Raw genomic sequence first — 19,591 nt, forward strand, 5'->3', positions numbered from 1 at the left:
GGCGACATGAGAAATGCTATTCCTCCAATAAAAGCTGAGACATTCGCTTTTATTGGAGGAACCCTCTTTAAATCGATAAATCACAGAGTTGAGGTGCAGAATGAATAAGCAGGAAAATATTGCGAAAATTTATCCGTTAACCCCATTGCAAGAGGGTATGTTGTTTCATGCTGTCAAAGATACAGACAGCAGCGCCTACTGCCTCCAGATGTCCGCAAAGCTTCAAGGTGATTTTCACCTGCCTATTTTTGAAGAGAGCATGAACAAGCTCGTAGAGAACTATGAGGTTTTGCGCACTGTGTTTGTTTATCAAAATCTGCAGCGGCCTCGACAGGTTGTTTTTAAAGAAAGAAAAGTTACCGTTCATTTCGAAAACATTGCGCATTTACCTATAGATAATCAGAACGATTACATAAAAGCGTATACCAGCCAGCATCATACATTTGAGCTGACGAAAGACGTCTTGATGAAAGCAGCCATTTTCCAAACGGGGGAGAACCAGTATCAGTTCGTTTGGGCTTTCCATCATATCATCGTCGACGGTTGGACTTTGGGCGTATTGCTTCATAAGCTGCTCTCGTACTACGCCGCCATTCGCAAGGGCGAGGCTGTTTTGCGGGAAGCGACCAAACCATACAGCGACTATATCAAATGGCTGGATAAGCAAAACAAAGAAGAAGCACTTACTTACTGGCAGAACTACCTGGAAGGCTATGACCAGCAGGCTGATTTCCCTAAAAAGAAAAATGTAGCGGAAAATAGCCATTATGTACATGTGGAGAATCTTTTCACCGTCGCACCTGAGAAGACTCAGCAACTGATGCAGATTGCCAATCAGAATCAGGCTACGATGAGCAGTGTGTTCCAATCTCTTTGGGGTATTTTGGCGAGCAAGTACAAAAATTCGGACGATGTGGTATTCGGTTCTGTTGTGTCAGGTCGACCGCCAGGGATTCAAGGGATTGAGAGCATGGTTGGATTGTTCATTAACACGATCCCAACCCGCGTGAAAACAAACCCTAAACAAACCTTCAGTGGGCTGTTAAAAACAGTTCAGGAGCAAGCCTTGGCTTCTGCTTCTTATGATTTCGCTCCGCTGTACGAAATTCAGAGCAAGACGGTACTGAAACAGGAGTTAATCGATCATTTGGTGACGTATGAAAACTACCCGGATAATACTTTGAATGATCTGGAGGATTCCTTAGGCTTTCAATTCAACGTGGAAAATGGGGAAGAACAGACCTCCTATGATTTTAACGTTGTAGTAGCGGTCGCACCTTCGAATGAGATGTATGTGAAGTTGAGCTATAATGCATCGGTGTATGAAGAGTCATTCATGAACCGAGTAGAAGGGCATTTGAAAACGATCATTGAACAGGTCATTCACAATCCGAATGTACTGCTGGAAGATATCGGAATCATCACGGATGAGGAAAAACAGCAATTGCTGGTAGCTTATAACGACACGACCGCCGATTATCCACGCGACAAAATGATTTTCGAGCTGATCGCGGAGCAAGCAAGACAGACGCCTTCGAAAGTTGCGGTTGTTTGCGGGGAAGATCGCCTTACTTACCAGGAGCTTCAGGAGCGTTCCAACCAGTTGGCCAGAGCTCTGCGTGGGAAAGGAATTAGCCAAGGCAGTATCGTCTCCATTATGGCGGAGCATTCACTCGAGCTGATCGTGGCTATTATGGCCGTTCTAAAAGCAGGTGGCGCCTATTTGCCGATTGATCCCGAGTATCCGATAGAGAGAATTCAGTATTTACTGGATGACAGTCAGACGACGATTCTCTTGACACAGTCTTATCTTCAGGAAAAAGTCGAGTTTGAAGGAGACATCCTCTACCTAGACAATCCTTCCTTGTTTGAAGGCGACAGTACAGATCTTGACACAGCATGCACACCGGACGATTTGGCTTACATGATCTATACTTCCGGGTCTACGGGGAATCCAAAAGGCGCGATGATTACCCACCGAGGTCTAGTCAATTACATTTGGTGGGCAAACAAGGAGTATGTCCAAGGGGAAGCTGTAGACTTCCCGCTATACTCTTCCATTTCGTTTGATTTGACTGTCACCTCGATCTTCACGCCGCTTCTGTCAGGCAATACGATCTATGTCTACAGAGGAACAGATAAAGTACAGGTTATTTTAGACATCCTCCAAGATAATCAAGTGGGCATCATCAAGCTGACGCCAACCCATTTGAAGCTGATTGAAGAAATAGATGGAACAAACAGCAGCATCCGACGGTTTATTGTCGGTGGTGAGAACTTGCCGACCCAATTGGCGAAGAGAATTTATGAGAACTTTGGACAGAATGTCAAGATTTTCAATGAGTATGGACCTACCGAAACGGTTGTGGGCTGCATGATTTATTTGTATGACCCTAAAAAAACCATCCAGGAATCGGTACCAATCGGCGTCCCGGCAGACAACGTTCAACTCTACCTGCTTGATTCTTCTATGCAGCCGATACCTGTTGGCTCCATCGGCGAAATGTACATAGCTGGAGATGGAGTCGCCAAGGGCTACTTCAACAGACCGGAGCTGACAGAGGAAAAGTTCATCGATAATCCGTTCCGTCCGGGGACCAAAATGTATCGAACAGGCGACCTAGCGAAGTGGCTGCCTGACGGCAATATGGAATACTTGGGAAGAATCGACCATCAAGTCAAAATCCGCGGGCATCGGATTGAGATGGGCGAAATTGAGGCGCGTTTGACGCAGCATGAATGGATCAAGGAAGCCGTCGTCATCGCTGAAAAGGATGACAGTGGCCAAAATGTGCTCTATGCCTACATTGTTTCCGAGCAGGAGTTGACTGTATCGGAATTGAGAGAGCATTTGGGAAGTACACTTCCTTCCTACATGATCCCGTCCTTCTTTGTCCGTTTGGAGGAAATTCCGCTGACAGCCAATGGAAAAGTAGAGCGGAAGAAATTGCCGAAGCCTGACGGTGCAGTTGTAACGGGAACAGCGTACGTCGCTCCTCAGAATGAAACGGAAACCAAACTGGCTGAGATTTGGCAGCAGGCCTTGGGGGTTAGCCGTGTAGGCGTTCACGATCATTTCTTTGATTTGGGTGGACATTCACTGAAGGCTATGACAGTCATTTTTCAAGTTTCTAAAGCGTTGGAAGTGGATTTACCAGTAAAGGCATTGTTCGAGAATCCGACCGTATCCCAGCTCGCTGCTTTTATCTCGAAATCGGGGAAAAGCAAGTACACAGCCATCCAACCGGTTGAGGTAAAAGAATTTTATCCCGTATCTTCTGCTCAAAAAAGAATGTACATCCTTCAGCAATTTGAAGGAAGTGGCATCAGCTATAACATTTCGGGAGCAATGTTGCTGGATGGAAAGCTGGATTACAATCGTTTTGCTAGCACGGTCCAACGTCTGGCGGAGCGCCACGAAGCCTTGCGCACCTCCTTCCACCGTATCGATGGTGAGCCAGTACAGAAAGTGCATGATGAGGTAGAAGTACCAATCCTGATGCTGAAGTCTACGGAAGACAAGGCAGAGCAAATCATGCGGGATTTTGTCCGTCCATTTGACCTCGGAATCGCTCCCTTGATTCGAACGGGCTTGGTCAAGTTGGGCAAAGACCGCCATTTGTTCCTGCTAGACATGCACCATATCATCTCGGACGGTGTTTCGTCCCAAATTTTGCTGAGTGAATTTGCCAAGTTGTACCAAGGGGAAGCATTGCAGCCTCTTTCTCTCCAATACAAGGATTTCGCTGTCTGGCAAAATGAGCTGTTCCAGACGGACGTGTACAAGAAACAGGAGCTTCACTGGTTAAATACGTTTGCTGATGAAATTCCTTTACTCAATCTGCCGACTGATTATCCGCGTCCAACCATTCAAAGCTTTGAAGGGGATCTTGTCCTTTTTGACACTGGAAAAGAATTGACCGAGCGTTTGCGCAAGGTAGCAGCAGATACGGGTACCACTCTGTATATGGTCTTGCTCGCGGCTTACCATGTACTTCTGTCCAAGTATTCCGGCCAAGAGGATATCATAGTAGGTACGCCTGTCGCTGGTCGTTCTCATGCCGATGTGGAAAACATCATGGGGATCTTCGTGAATACGTTGGCGATGAGAAATCATCCTGCGAGCGACAAAACCTTTACCCAATTCTTGCAAGAAGTGAAACAAAACGCGCTGGCGGCCTTTGACAATCAGGATTATCCATTTGAAGAGCTGGTGGAAAAGCTGGCGATTCAACGTGACATTAGCCGAAATCCTTTGTTTGACACCATGTTTTCTTTGGAAAATGCGAATCAGCAGTCGCTGGCAATCGAGCAGCTCACAGCAGCTCCGTATGAGTTATTTAACAAAATTTCAAAGTTCGATCTTGCTTTGAATGCGAGTGAATCGAAGTCCGACATTCAATTCCAATTCGCATTCGGAACGAAGCTATTCAAGAAGGAAACCATCCAAAGAATGGCCCATCATTATCTGGAAATCCTGCTTGCCATAGGTGCACAACCGAATGCCAAGCTAGCAGAAATCGATATGATGACAGAAGCAGAAAAACGTGCTCTCATCCTGAACGTCAATGATACTTTTGTCGAACGTTCCGCTGATCAGGTTTTGCATCAATTATTTGAAGAGCAAGTAGCGCTTACGCCAGATCAAGTAGCTTTAGCCTATGACGGATACACCTTGACCTATCGCCAGTTGAACGCCAGGGCCAATCAAGTAGCTCGTTTGCTGCGGAGCAAAGGAACGCAACCAGATACGTTGATCGGGATTATGGTAGACCGTTCCATCGGGATGGTCGTGAGCATGTTGGCCGTGTTAAAAGCGGGTGGTGCGTATACGCCAATTGATCCTACTTACCCGCCAGAAAGAATCCAATACATGCTCAGCGACAGCAAAGCTCCGATTCTACTGACACAGCGTCATTTGAAAGAGACAGTAGAGTATGCAGGAGAAATCATCGACGTAGACGATGAAGCAATTTATGCAGGTGACGACACCAATCTGGACAATGTCGCTAGCAGGGATGACCTGGCCTATGTCATCTATACATCTGGATCGACCGGAAATCCCAAAGGGGTTATGATCGCGCATCAAGCGATTTGCAATCACATGCTCTGGATGAAGAATGCCTTCCCACTGACTACAGAGGATGCTGTCTTGCAAAAAACGCCGTTTTCCTTCGATGCTTCCGTATGGGAATTCTATTTGCCACTGATCACGGGGGGGCGCCTGGTACTGGCAAAGCCAGACGGACATCGCGACATCGAGTACATGACTCGCATGATCAAAGAAGAGAAGATCACGACTTTACAGATGGTTCCTTCCTTGCTGGACCTGATCATGACCGAACCAGGATGGAGCTCTTGCACGAGCTTGCAACGCGTTTTCTGCGGTGGAGAAGCATTGACACCTGCACTTGTTTCGCGTTTTTACCAGAATCAAACGGCACAGTTGATTAACCTCTATGGCCCTACAGAAAGCACGATTGATGCGACATACTGGATTTGCCCTCGTATGCCGGAGTATGGCGTGATTCCCATTGGCAGACCGATTGATAACGTCCGTTTGTACGTCGTAAATGCGATCAATCAGCTCCAGCCTGTAGGGGTTGCAGGAGAGCTGTGCATCGCTGGCGATGGTTTGGCCCGCGGCTACTGGAATCGTGAAGAACTGACAACAGCCAGCTTCATTGAGAATCCGTTTGAACCGGGCAGCAGGATGTACCGTACTGGAGACATGGTAAGATACCTAGCCTGCGGCAACGTGGAATATCTCGGACGCATCGATCATCAGGTCAAAATCAGAGGCCACCGGATCGAACTGGGTGAGATCGAAGCAAGGCTTTTGCAGCATGAATGGATTAAAACGGCCATCGTTCTTGCTCGTCCAGATGAAAAAGGGCAAAACAACTTGTACGCCTATATTGTTTCCGATCAGGAAATCAAGACAGCCGACCTGAGAGCTTACATGGCGTCCCATTTGCCAGCTTATATGGTTCCTTCTTATTTTGTTTATTTGGAGAAGCTGCCGCTCACGGCAAATGGCAAGATAGATCGCAAAGCATTGCCACAACCTGAGGGAGCATCCTCATCTGAGACAGTGTATGTAGCGCCGCGCAATGAAGTGGAAGCCACACTGGCAGAAATTTGGCAAAGTGTACTTGGTGTGAACCAAATCGGGGTCTACGATCATTTCTTTGAGTTGGGCGGACACTCCTTGAAGGCGATGAACGTCATTTCTTTGATCCATCGCACCCTTCAAGTAGATGTACCGTTGAAAACACTGTTTGAATCACCTACGATCGCTGACTTGTCGGCATACATCGCTACTGCTGCTGGCAAAGGCAAGTATACAACCATTGAGCCTGTTCAGAAGCAGGAGTATTATTCGGTGTCTTCTGCCCAAAAGAGAATGTTTATTCTCCGACAAATGGAAGGTGCAGACATTAGCTACAACATGCCGGGCATCCTGTACATCGATGGCAAGCTGGATACAGAGCGTTTGCAGCAGGCGCTCAAGAGTCTGGTGAGACGCCATGAATCTCTGCGTACCTCGTTCCACTCCATGAAAGGAGAGACTGTTCAGCGCGTACATGAAGATGTCGAGCTGGAGATCTCGCTGATGGAATCAACAGAGGGAGAGCTCAAACAAATCGTCGAGCAATTTATTCAACCGTTCGATTTGGAAAAAGCTCCACTGATTCGCGCTGGACTGGTCAAACTGGCTCCGGAACGCCATCTTTTCATGCTGGATTTCCACCATATTGTGGTGGATGGAGTATCGATTGGCATTCTTGTTCAAGAGCTTGCCCAGCTTTATCACGGGGAAGAGCTGCCAGAACTAGGCATTCAGTACAAGGACTTTGCGCATTGGCAGAAGCAATGGGTCGAGACGGAAGAGTTTGCTGCTCAGGAAGCCTATTGGATCGATGCCTTTACAGGTGAAATTCCTGTATTGAATCTTGCAACGGATTATCCGAGACCTTCTGTGAAAAGCTTCGAGGGTGAGCGATTTGTTTTCAACTCCGGTGCCCTTTTGAAAAAAGAATTGAATCGTCTTGCCCATGGTACAGGAGCTACGCTCTACATGGTTTTGCTGGCTGCCTACAATGTACTTCTCTCCAAATACTCTGGACAAGAGGACATTATTGTTGGTGCGCCTACAGCAGGCAGGTCCCATGCAGAGACGGATTCGATCATCGGTATGTTTGTCAATACACTGGCATTGCGAAACGAGCCTGTGGGGGCTAAGACCTTCCTTAGCTTTTTGGCAGAAGTGAAAAACAATACGCTGAAAGCCTTTGAGAATCAGGATTATCCACTGGATGAGCTGATCGATAAGCTGAACATCCAACGGGATCTGAGCCGTAATCCTTTATTTGACACCGTATTTATCTTGCAAAATATGGATCAGAAGCCGTTCGAAATGGAGCAACTGACGTTTACACCCTATATGGCAGACGTGAATCAGGCCAAGTTTGATCTGTCATTAGAAGCGTACGAAGAAGATGAGGAGATCATCTTTAGCCTTGATTACTGCACCAAATTGTTTACAAGAGAGACGATTGAAAAAATAGCGGCACATTTCATCCGAATCCTTCATGCCGTAATTGAGCAACAAGCCATTACGTTGTCCGAAATCACGATGCTATCCGATGAAGAAAAGCATCGCTTGTTAGTAGAATTCAACGATACGCATAAGGAATATCCGCAGAACAAGACACTACATGAGCTATTTGAGGAGCAAGTGGAAAAAACACCACAGGTTGCTGCGATTGAGATCGGCGATAAGCAGATGTCCTATCACGAACTGAATGAGCGAGCAAACCAGCTTGCCGTTACCTTGCGCGAACGGGGAGTAAAGGCTAACCAATTCGTAGGAATCATGGCAAACCGTTCTGTGGAAATGGTTGTGGGAATCATGGCCATTTTGAAAGCAGGGGGAGCCTATGTACCTATCGATCCTGAATATCCGGAAGATCGTGTGTCCTACATGTTGGAGGATTGCGAAGCCCGACTGTTGCTTACCCAAAAACATCTTGGAGCAAAGCTGGCTTCTAATATGAGTGTGGAATGCCTGTATCTGGAGGAGGAGAAGAACTATTCTCCCAGCCGTTCGAATCTCGAGCCGATGCAAACCGCTTCCGATCTGGCTTATGTCATCTACACATCGGGGACAACAGGCAAGCCAAAAGGAGTAATGATCGAGCATCGAGGCATTGTCAACAGCGTGTTGTGGAAGAAAGAGGAGTATCAGTTTAGCGTCCATGATAGAAGTCTGGTGCCTCTATCCTTTGCGTTTGATGCCTTCGTTCTTTCCTTCTTTACACCGATCCTTTCCGGTTCAACCGTCGTCATGGCGGAGGATGAAGAAGCCAAAGACCCTGTATCTCTCAGAAACCTCATTGCAGCTGCGAGATGCACCCAAATGACATGCGTGCCAAGTTTGTTCCAGGCGATATTGGAATGCGGTTCTGCTGCGGATATCAGTTCCCTGCAAACCATCACACTTGGGGGCGAAAAAGTATCTGCTCAGCTCGTTGAGAAGAGCAATCAGCAGTATCCGCAATTGGTCATCGTCAATGAATACGGTCCGACAGAAAGCAGTGTCGTCGCCACTTGGCAGCGAATTTCGCAACTGGATTCCGCGATAACGATCGGACGTCCCATTGCCAACACCAGCGTCTATATCGTGGACAAATACCATCAGCTACAGCCAGTCGGCGTCGTCGGGGAAATTTGTATCGGTGGCCATGGTTTGGCACGTGGATATTGGAACAAGCCGGAACTCACAGCAGAGAAGTTTGTTTCCCATCCCTATTTGGAAGGCGAGCGCATGTACAAGACGGGCGATCTAGGAAAGTGGCTCCCAGACGGAACGATTGAATTTGTTGGTCGCTTGGATGAACAGGTAAAAGTAAGGGGATATCGGATTGAAATCGGCGAGATTGAGTCAGTTATGCTCTCCTTTGAAAAGCTGACTTCGGCTGTTGTGATTGTCCATGAGGACCAACAGGGCCAATCGTCGCTTGCTGCTTATTACACGGCGGAAGAAAAGATTGAAGCCTCGAATCTGTGGTCGTATTTGTCGCATAGCCTGCCGTCTTACATGATTCCTGCGTACTTGGTCCAGCTCGATTTTCTCCCGCTTACGCCGAATGGAAAGATCGACAGAAAAGCGTTGCCGAAACCAGAAGGCAGACCTGTAACGGGAGCAGAATATGTGGCGCCAGCAAGTCCTGTGGAAAGCAGGCTGGTAGAGATTTGGGAACGTGTGCTTGGGGTGAACGACATCGGTGTTCTCGACAACTTCTTCCAGCTAGGTGGGCATTCCTTGAAAGCTATGTCGCTGGCCGCACAAATCCATCGAGAGTATCAAGTTGAGCTTCCACTCAGAGTACTCTTTGCGACACCTACCATCCAGGCATTGGCACAGTATATCGAGACAAGCGGAAAAGACACACATGTACCGATCCAGCCTGTACCGTTGCAAGCGTATTATCCCGTTTCCTCTGCACAAAAAAGGATGTTTGTCCTGCGCCAGTTTGAAGGCACCGGCACAGTCTATAACATGCCAAGCGTGATGTACATCGAAGGCGATCTGGATCATCCACGCTTTGAAACCGCGATACAAGGGCTGATCAAGCGACACGAATCGTTGCGGACATCCTTCCACACAGTGAATGGCGAGCCTGTTCAGCGTGTACATGAGGCAGTCGAACTGGATGTGCGCTATGAGGATTTGACGGAAGACCAAGTCGAGCAAACCATCGAATCATTTGTGCAAGCATTTGATCTGGAGAAGGCTCCATTGTTGAGGGTTGGACTCTTCAAATTGGGAGAGAAGCGACATCTCTTCCTGATGGATATGCATCATATCATTTCGGATGGTGTCTCTGTCGGAATCATCATGGAAGAATTCTCGAAGCTGTATCGAAACGAATATTTGCCTGAGCTGGCTGTTCAATACAAAGATTTTGCTGTCTGGCAGACGGATCTGTTCCAAACAGACATCTATGCAAAGCACGAGAACTACTGGTTGAAGTCCTTCGCGGGTGACATTCCGGTACTGAATCTGCCCGCCGATTATTCACGACCGCTGGTTCAAAGCTTTGAGGGAGATTGCATTACGTTCCAAACAGACAAAACGTTGATGGACGATTTATACAAGCTCGCTCATGAGAACCAAACTACGCTGTTTATGGTCTTGCTGGCGGCTTACAATGTGCTTCTTTCCAAATACAGCGGCCAGGAAGACATCGTAGTAGGAACGCCGATTGCTGGCAGATCTCATGCGGATGTAGAAAAAGTTTTGGGGATGTTTGTCAATACATTGGCTTTGCGAAACAACCCTGACGGAACGAAATCGTTCCGGGCATTTTTGGAAGATGTCAAGCAGAATACGCTGCAAGCATACGCCCATCAGGATTATCCGTTTGAAGCACTTGTCGAAAAACTGGAAATCCAGAGGGATCTCAGCAGAAACCCGCTGTTTGACACCATGTTTATTTTGCAAAACCTGGACAAAAAAGCCTATGAGCTGGATGGACTGAAATTTGAAGCCTACTCCGGAGAAGGGCAGCAAGGCAACGCCAAGTTCGATCTCACACTGGAAGCGCATGAAGATGAGACAGGAATTCATTTTGGTCTCGTGTACTCCACGAAATTGTTCCAAAGAGACACGGTTGAAAGAATGGCTGGTCATTTCCTCCAGGTACTGCGAGGAGTCATTGCAGACCAAACAGCGGCGTTGCATGAAATCAACTTGCTCGGTGAGGAAGAAAAACACCTTGTAACAGTTGGATTCAACAACACGTTTGCCGCGTATCCACGCGAAAGCACGATTCAGGAGCTGTTCGAGGAGCAAGTGGAAAGAACGCCCGAGCATACAGCAGTTGTGATGAACGAACAGATGCTGACGTATCGGGAGCTGAACCAAAAAGCGAATCAGATCGCAAGTACTCTTCGCCGATTGGAAGTAGGAAAAGACAGCGTTGTAGGTATGTTAGCAGATCGTTCTCTCGAGATGATCACAGGTATTATGGGGATCATCAAAGCGGGAGGAGCCTACCTGGGGATTGATCCAGAGCATCCATCCGAGCGCATTTCTTACATGCTCGAAGATGGTGGCGTGAAGGTTGTCCTTGTTCAAAGACATCTGCTGCATCTCGTCGAAGAGGGGCTCATTCCAATCGTTTTGGATGACGAGAGTCTGGAGCAAGAAGATGCAAGCAACCTCGCCAACCTCAATGACGCCAAGGACTTGGCCTATGTGATGTACACGTCGGGTTCAACAGGCAAACCAAAAGGAGTCATGGTCGAGCATCGCAATGTCATCCGATTGGTGAAGCATACGAATTACGTTCAGGTACGCGAAGAAGACCGCATGATTCAAACGGGCGCTATTGGCTTCGACGCCATGACGTTTGAGATTTTCGGAGCTCTGTTACATGGTGCTAGCTTGTTCCTGGTTAGCAAGGATGTTCTGTTGGATGCGGAGAAGCTAAGCAATTTCCTGCGAGAGAATCGGATTACAACGATGTGGTTAACTTCACCACTGTTTAACCAGCTTTCGCAAGACAACCCGGCTATGTTTGAGGGCTTGCGTGCGTTAATCGTCGGTGGCGAAGCACTGTCGCCGAGACACATCAACAAAGTTAACAGCGCCCATCCCGCTCTGGAGATTTGGAACGGATACGGCCCGACAGAAAACACAACTTTCTCTACATGCTATCTGATTGAGAAGGAATTCGAAGACAATATTCCGATTGGGAAGCCGATCACGAACTCCACTGCTTATATAGTGGATCGCTACAATCAGCCGCAGCCAATTGGGGTGCCGGGTGAACTGTGCGTAGGTGGAGATGGAGTAGCCAGGGGCTATTTGAACAAGCCGGAATTGACCGCTGAGAAGTTTGTTCCGAATCCGTTTGTTTCCGGTGAAAACATGTACCGCACAGGGGATTTGGCGAGATGGAAGGCGGATGGAACGATTGAGTATTTGGGACGTATCGACCAGCAGGTAAAGATCAGAGGCTATCGGATCGAGCTAGGGGAAATCGAGACTGTTCTCACCAATCTGGCAAAGGTAAAAGAAGCTGTCGTTACGGTGATGGATGATACGAACGGCCAAAAAGCTCTCTGCGCTTATTTTGTTCCAGAAACGGAACTCGACGCAGCAGAGTTGAGAGAAGCGATTTCCAAAGAATTGCCTAGCTATATGGTGCCAACCTTCTATGTCCAAATGGATAAACTGCCTTTAACTGCAAACGGAAAGCTCGATCGCAGAGCATTGCCTGAACCATCTGGTGATCGGGTTCAAAGCTCCACATATGTCGCTCCACAAAACGCGACGGAGACGAAGCTGGCTGAAATTTGGCAAGAGGTACTGGGTATTCATGCGGTAGGCATTCACGACAATTTCTTTGAACTGGGCGGACATTCCCTGAAGGCCATGAATGTGATCACGCAGGTGCACAAGGCATTTCAGGTAGAGCTTCCGTTAAAAGCACTGTTTGAATCTCCTACGATCCATGAACTGGCTGCTTATATCACCGCGAGTGAGATTGAACAGTTCGAGACCATTCAACCAGTAGAGCAAGCAGACTTTTACCCAGTCTCGTTCGCTCAAAAAAGAATGTACATCCTGCATGAGTTTGAAGGAAGCGGGATCAGCTACAACGTGCCGAATGTGCTGATAATAGATGGCCATCTGGATTACGAGCGCTTTGAACATGCGATCCAAACACTGGTAAAACGCCATGAATCCTTGCGAACATCCTTCCATTCGATAAACGGGGAACCTGTGCAACGAGTCCATGAGGATGTCACGCTGCTCATCGGTATTTCCGAGGCGACAGAAGACCAAGTAGAGCAACGCATTCAGGAGTTGGTCCAGCCGTTTGATTTGGAAGTAGCTCCGCTGTTCCGGGTTGACTTGATCAAACTGGGAGCAGAACGACATTTGTTCTTTATGGATATGCACCACATTATCTCGGATGGAGTATCGCTTGCAGTCATCGCCAAGGAGTTTGCTAGCTTGTACGAAGAAAAGCAGCTCCCTGACATGCGCATCCAGTATAAAGATTTTGCTGCTTGGCAAGCGAAGCTGTCCCAGTCTGAGCGTTTCCAAAAACAAGAGGATTATTGGACGAATGTCTTTGCAGGGGAGATCCCGTTACTCAATCTGCCAAATGATTTCCCAAGACCTACTGTTCAAAGCTTCGAAGGTGACACAGTAGCGATCGGTACAGGAAATCAATTGCTTGCGGAGTTGCGACAACTCGCTGCAAATACGGGCTCAACACTGTTCATGGTGCTTTTGGCAGCCTACAATGTGCTTCTGTCCAAATACGCAGGACAGGAAGAAATCGTAGTCGGCACACCGATTGCAGGTCGATCCCACGCAGATGTGGAACGAATCGTGGGCATGTTCGTCAACACGCTTGCCTTGAAAAATGTGGCAGGAGGCAACCTGACCTTCCGCGAGTTTTTGGGTGACGTGAGACAAAATGCACTACATGCGTTTGAACATCAGGATTATCCGTTTGAACATCTCGTAGATAAGCTGCAAGTGCGGCGCGATTTAAGCCGAAATCCACTGTTCGATACGATGTTCAGTCTGGGGCTTGCAGACTCATCTGCCTTAGAAATTGCAGGACTCAACATGTCCGCTTACCCGGTAGATGGCAAGATCGCGAAATTCGATATCGCTCTGGATGCGATGGAGCAACAAGATGAGCTTCTCGTGCAATTCAACTATTGCACGAAGTTGTTTGCCAAAGAATCGATCGACCGCATGGCGAATCATTACGTCCATCTTCTACAAGCGATCATTGCCAATCCAGATTGCAAGCTGGCAGAGATCAGTGTCTTGTCAAATGATGAGATAGAACAAATGCTGCATGATTTCAATGCAACAAAAGCCGCTTATCCAACGAATAAAACGTTCCAGGAGCTATTCGAAGAGCAAGTCGAAAAAACACCGAACCAGGTAGCTGTCATCTTCGAGGATGAACAGCTAACGTATCGGGAATTAAATGAAAAAGCGAACCAGCTCGCACGTGTTTTGCGCCAAAAGGGAGTCAAGCCAGAGAGCACTGTCGGTATCATGGTAGACCGTTCCTTGCACATGGTAGTAGGGACGCTTGGTATTTTGAAAGCCGGCGGCGCCTACGTTCCGATTGATCCAGACTATCCATTGGAGCGTCAAGCTTTCATTTTGGAAGATAGCGATGCGAAGCTGTTCCTTACTTTGCAAAAGTTGAATACGCAGCTTGCATTCCCTCACGAAACTCTCTATCTGGATGCAGAAGGGCTGTATCAGGGAGAAGCGAGCAATCTGGAGCCTGTGGCATTGCCGGAACACGCCGCTTACATCATTTATACGTCCGGTACGACTGGCAAGCCAAAAGGGGTAGTGATCGAACACCGGAGCTATGCGAATGTCGCGTTTGCATGGCAGGATGAGTATCACTTGGATACCTTCCCGGTTCGTTTGCTGCAAATGGCGAGCTTCGCTTTCGACGTATCGACTGGCGACTTTGCCAGAGCATTGCTCACAGGAGGGCAACTGGTAATTTGCCCGAATGAGGTCAAAATGGACCCTGCTTCCTTGTACGAAATCATCAAGCGCTATGAAATCACTATTTTTGAAGCGACACCAGCTTTGATCATGCCGTTGATGCATTACATTTACGAAAATCAGCTCGACATCAGTCAGATGAAGCTTCTGATTCTCGGAGCAGACAGTTGTCCAGCAGAAGACTTCAAGACCTTGCTCGCGAGATTCAGCCAGACGATGCGTATTGTTAACAGTTATGGCGTAACAGAGGCGTGCATCGATTCCAGTTATTACGAAGAAACAGATGTCTCATCCATTCGCTCGGGAACGGTACCGATCGGAAAACCGCTGCCAAATATGCAGATGTATGTGATGGATCAACAATTGAATCTTCAACCTGTTGGAGTCGTGGGTGAGTTGTGCATCGGTGGAGCAGGGGTCGCTCGCGGTTATTTGAACAGACCTGAGCTGACAGTGGAGAAATTCGTGCCGAATCCATTCGCTCCAGGTGAGCTGCTGTATCGTACGGGTGATCTGGCGAAGTGGCGCGCGGATGGCAATGTGGAATTCTTGGGTCGTAACGATCATCAAGTGAAAATCAGAGGTGTCCGTATCGAGCTGGGCGAAATCGAGACACAGCTACGCAAGCTGGACGGAATCTTGGAAGCAGTTGTCATCGCAAGAGAGGATCACAGACAAGAAAAGTATTTATGCGCGTACATGGTAGCAGACCACGAGATCGACACCGCACAATTACGCCAGGAATTGTTAAAGGAATTGCCTCAAGCGATGATTCCATCGTATTTCGTATCTCTTGAAGCATTGCCGCTTACCGCAAATGGGAAGATCGACAGACGTTCCTTACCGGCGCCGGATGTATCTATGCTTAGAACGACGGAGTACGTAGCACCTCGTACGGAATTGGAAGCACAATTGGCCCGCGTATGGGAGCAAGTGCTGAATATGGAGCAAGTAGGGATTCTGGATGATTTCTTTGCAATTGGCGGTCACTCGCTGCGTGCGATGAGTGTGATTTCGAGCATGCATAACGAATATCAAGTCGATATCCCGCTTCGTGTTTTGTTCGAAAAACCGACGATTCAACAGTTGGCTGCACATATCGAAGAGACAGCAAGAGGGTATGTTATTTCAATTCAACCAGCACCTGCGCAAGAGTATTATCCTGTTTCATCGGCGCAAAAGCGCATGTATATCCTTCATCAATTTGAGGGAGTCGGCATCAGCTACAATATGCCTTCCACCATGCTGATCGAAGGGAAGTTGGAACCGGAACGATTGGAGACAGCGTTCAAGCAACTGATACAGCGCCATGAGAGTCTTCGTACGTCTTTTGCCGTTGTAAATGGAGAACCTGTTCAGAAGATTCACGAGGAAGTTTCTTTTGAACTTTCGTATACAACGATCACTGAAGACCAGGCTCAAGAGGTCCTTTCCACACTCGTTCAACCATTCGATCTGGGTGTAGCGCCGCTCATTCGCGTCCGTCTTCTGCATATCGGAGAAGACCGTCATGTGCTCTTTACCGACATGCATCATAGCATTTCCGACGGTGTATCCTCTGGCATTCTCCTGTCTGACTTAGTTCATCTGTACCAAGGGGACGTTTTGCCAGAGCTGCGAATCCAGTACAAAGATTTCTCCGTATGGCAACAGGAGCTTTTCCAATCTGATGCCTTCAACAAGCAAGAAGAGTACTGGGCGCAAGTGTTTGCAGACGAAATTCCCGTGCTAAACCTGCAAACGGATTTCACCCGACCAAGCATTCAAAATTTCGCAGGGGATCAGTATAGCATCGGAACCGGTAAACAACTCATGGAAGGCTTGAACCAGCTAGCTCGAGAAACGGGAACGACGCTGTACATGGTGCTCCTCGCGACGTACAACGTACTGCTTTCCAAGTATTCCGGGCAAGAGGACATCATTGTCGGCACACCGATTACAGGCAGATCCCATGCTGATCTGGAACCAATCGTCGGTATGTTTGTAAACACATTGGCGATGAGAAACAAACCGCATGCTGGGAAAACATTTACAGAGTTGTTGCTGGAAGTGAAGCAGAATGCACTGGACGCTTACGTTCATCAGGATTATCCGTTTGAGGAACTGGTGGAAAAACTCGACATTGCGCGAGACTTAAGCAGGAACCCGCTCTTCGACACGATGTTTACTTTGCAAAACAACTCGGATGATTCTATCGACCTGCGGGGCTTGACACTTGCTCCTTTCATGACTGATCAGGCTGGCAACCATTCCAAATTTGATTTGACGCTGATTGCCACAGAAGACCGTGAAGAGATTAGCATTGGCGTGGAGTACAGCACGAGCTTGTTTACGCGAGAAACAATTGAACGGTTAAGCAACCACTTCATGGCAATTGCACAAATCGTTGTGCAAAATCCACATATCCGCTTGAGTGAGATCGACATGCTCGCGACGGAAGAGAAGCAGCAAATTCTCGAGAAGTTCAATGATACAGCTGTCAGCTATATACAAGACAAAACGCTGCATCAATTATTCGAAGAGCAAGTCGCGAAGACGCCAGATCAGGAGGCTATTCTCTTTAACGGCCAGTCACTGACTTACAGCGAGCTCAATGAACGAGCCAACAGACTGGCAAGAGTTCTGCGCACCAAAGGAATCGGACCTGATCGTCTTGTAGCAGTCATGGCGGAGCGTTCACCAGAGATGATCATTGGCATCCTTGGTATTTTAAAGGCAGGCGGAGCGTATGTTCCGATCGACCCGGCGTATCCGCAAGAACGCATTCAGTATTTGCTAGAAGACAGCGGCGCAACACTGCTTCTCTGCCAATCCCATCTGTCAGAACTATTGTCTCGCGTGTCGAGCGGACTTGACTGGCTTGATTTGAACGCAGAGCATAATGCCGAGATGGATGGCTCCAATCTCGCATCTCTCAATCAACCGACCGATCTCGCCTATGTGATCTATACATCGGGTACGACCGGTAAGCCGAAGGGTGTTATGATTCCACATCAGGGAATCGTCAATTGCTTGCAGTGGAGAAGAGATGAGTATGGATTCGGACCGGGAGACAAGGCGTTGCAGGTATTCTCGTTTGCCTTCGATGGGTTTGTAGCCAGCTTGTTCGCTCCGCTTCTCGGAGGTGCTACTTGCGTCTTGCCGAGAGAGGAAGAGGCCAAAGATCCAGTAGCACTGAAAAAGCTGATTGCCCAGGCGGGAGTCACACATTATTACGGTGTACCGAGTCTGTTCCAAGCGATTCTGGATTGCTCGACTGCCGCAGATTTCTCTCCTCTGCGTTGCGTAACATTGGGGGGCGAGAAACTACCTCCGCAGCTAGTGCAAAAAACAAAAGAAAAACATCCAGCGATCGAGATCAACAATGAATACGGTCCAACCGAAAACAGCGTCGTCACTACCATCTCTCGTTCGATCGAAGTAGGGCAAGACATCACGATTGGGCGACCGCTAGCCAATGTTCAGGTTTACATCGTAGATACACAACATCACTTGCAACCGATCGGCGTAGTGGGAGAGCTATGCATCGGAGGACCCGGACTTGCAAGAGGTTATTTGAATAAACCAGAGCTCACACAAGAAAAGTTCGTTCCGAATCCGTTTGTGCCAGGAGAGCTCATGTATAAAACGGGTGACTTGGTGAAATGGCGGACAGATGGCACGATCGATTACATTGGTCGGGCTGACGAACAGGTGAAGGTGAGAGGGTACCGCATCGAGATCGGGGAAATCGAAAGCACCATACTTGCTTACGATGGCATCGATCAAGCAGTGGTAGTTGTGCAAGAGGATGAGTTCACTGCCGGACAGTATCTTTGCGCTTATCTCGTCCCATCAGCAGAGGTATCCGTTTCTGGGCTGAGAAGGCATCTGGCGAAGGAACTGCCTGCTTACATGGTTCCAAGCTATTATGTCCAGTTGGATCAACTGCCGCTTTCGGCCAATGGAAAAGTGGATCGCAAAGCGTTGCCGAAGCCAAAGCCATCAGATGCGACCACGCGTGAGTTCGTGGCACCAAGAACGGCGACCGAGCATCAATTGGCTTCCATTTGGCAGGAAGTTCTGGGGATAGAACCAATCGGCATTACGGACCATTTCTTTGAACTGGGTGGACATTCATTGAAAGCAACGCTGCTGGTTGCAAAGGTGTATGAGTACATGCAGATTGAACTGCCGTTGAACCTCATCTTCCAGCATCCAACGATTGAGAAGGTAGCGGATTTCATCACGCACAAGAACTTCGAGGGCAACTCCGGAAGTGCCATTCTCTTAAATGAAGAGATGGCAAGAAAGGTATTCTGCTTTACGCCGATCGGAGCCCAAAGTGTCTATTACCAGAAGCTTGCTGATGAAATTAAGGGCGTTTCCTTGTATAGCTTTGATTTCATTCAAGAGGACAATCGACTTGAGCAGTACATCGAAGCCATCGTGGCGATTGATCCACAAGGACCCTATACGCTCATGGGATATTCCTCTGGAGGCAATCTGGCTTTTGAAGTCGCAAAAGAACTGGAGAACCAAGGATATGTCGTGACCGACCTCATCCTGTTCGATTCCTACTGGAAAGACAAGGTGATGGAGCGGACTCTGGCGGAAACCGAGAGTGACATTACCCAGTTATTTGCCGAAATTGGAGAAAACATCGAGATGTTCAACATGACACAAGAAGACTTCAATTTGTACGCTGCCAATGAATTCGTCAAGCAAAGCTTCATTCGAAAAACAGTCAGCTACGTGATGTACCACAATCAACTGATCAATACGGGTGCAACGAGCGCAGCGATCCATCTCATTCAATCAGAGCTGGAATCGGGCGAGGATGATCTGGTCGCAGTCAAGTGGAATGAAACCGCTTGGGCACAGGCTACGAAACGACTGATGACGTACGAAGGGTACGGAATCCACTCCAGGATGTTGGGAGGAAATTACGTGTCAATGAATGCCTCCATCCTCCGAGAGATCCTGCAAGAGCTGTTCATTCTGAAATAAGATCACGGCTTTGTGATGATTCCC

General features: G+C 48.0%; 1 protein-coding gene. It reads left to right on the forward strand.

Translation table 11 applies throughout. The annotated features are described in order from the left end of the window. Positions 1-100: 100 nt before the first annotated feature. Entirely contained in the window at positions 101-19,567 is a 19,467-nt protein-coding gene (gene tycC / locus AB432_RS14925; protein ID WP_048032942.1) for a tyrocidine non-ribosomal peptide synthetase TycC, read from the forward strand. Positions 19,568-19,591 lie beyond the last annotated feature (24 nt).

Origin of the sequence: Brevibacillus brevis (assembly GCF_001039275.2) — a bacterium.
GTDB classification, from domain to species: Bacteria; Bacillota; Bacilli; order Brevibacillales; family Brevibacillaceae; genus Brevibacillus; species Brevibacillus brevis_C.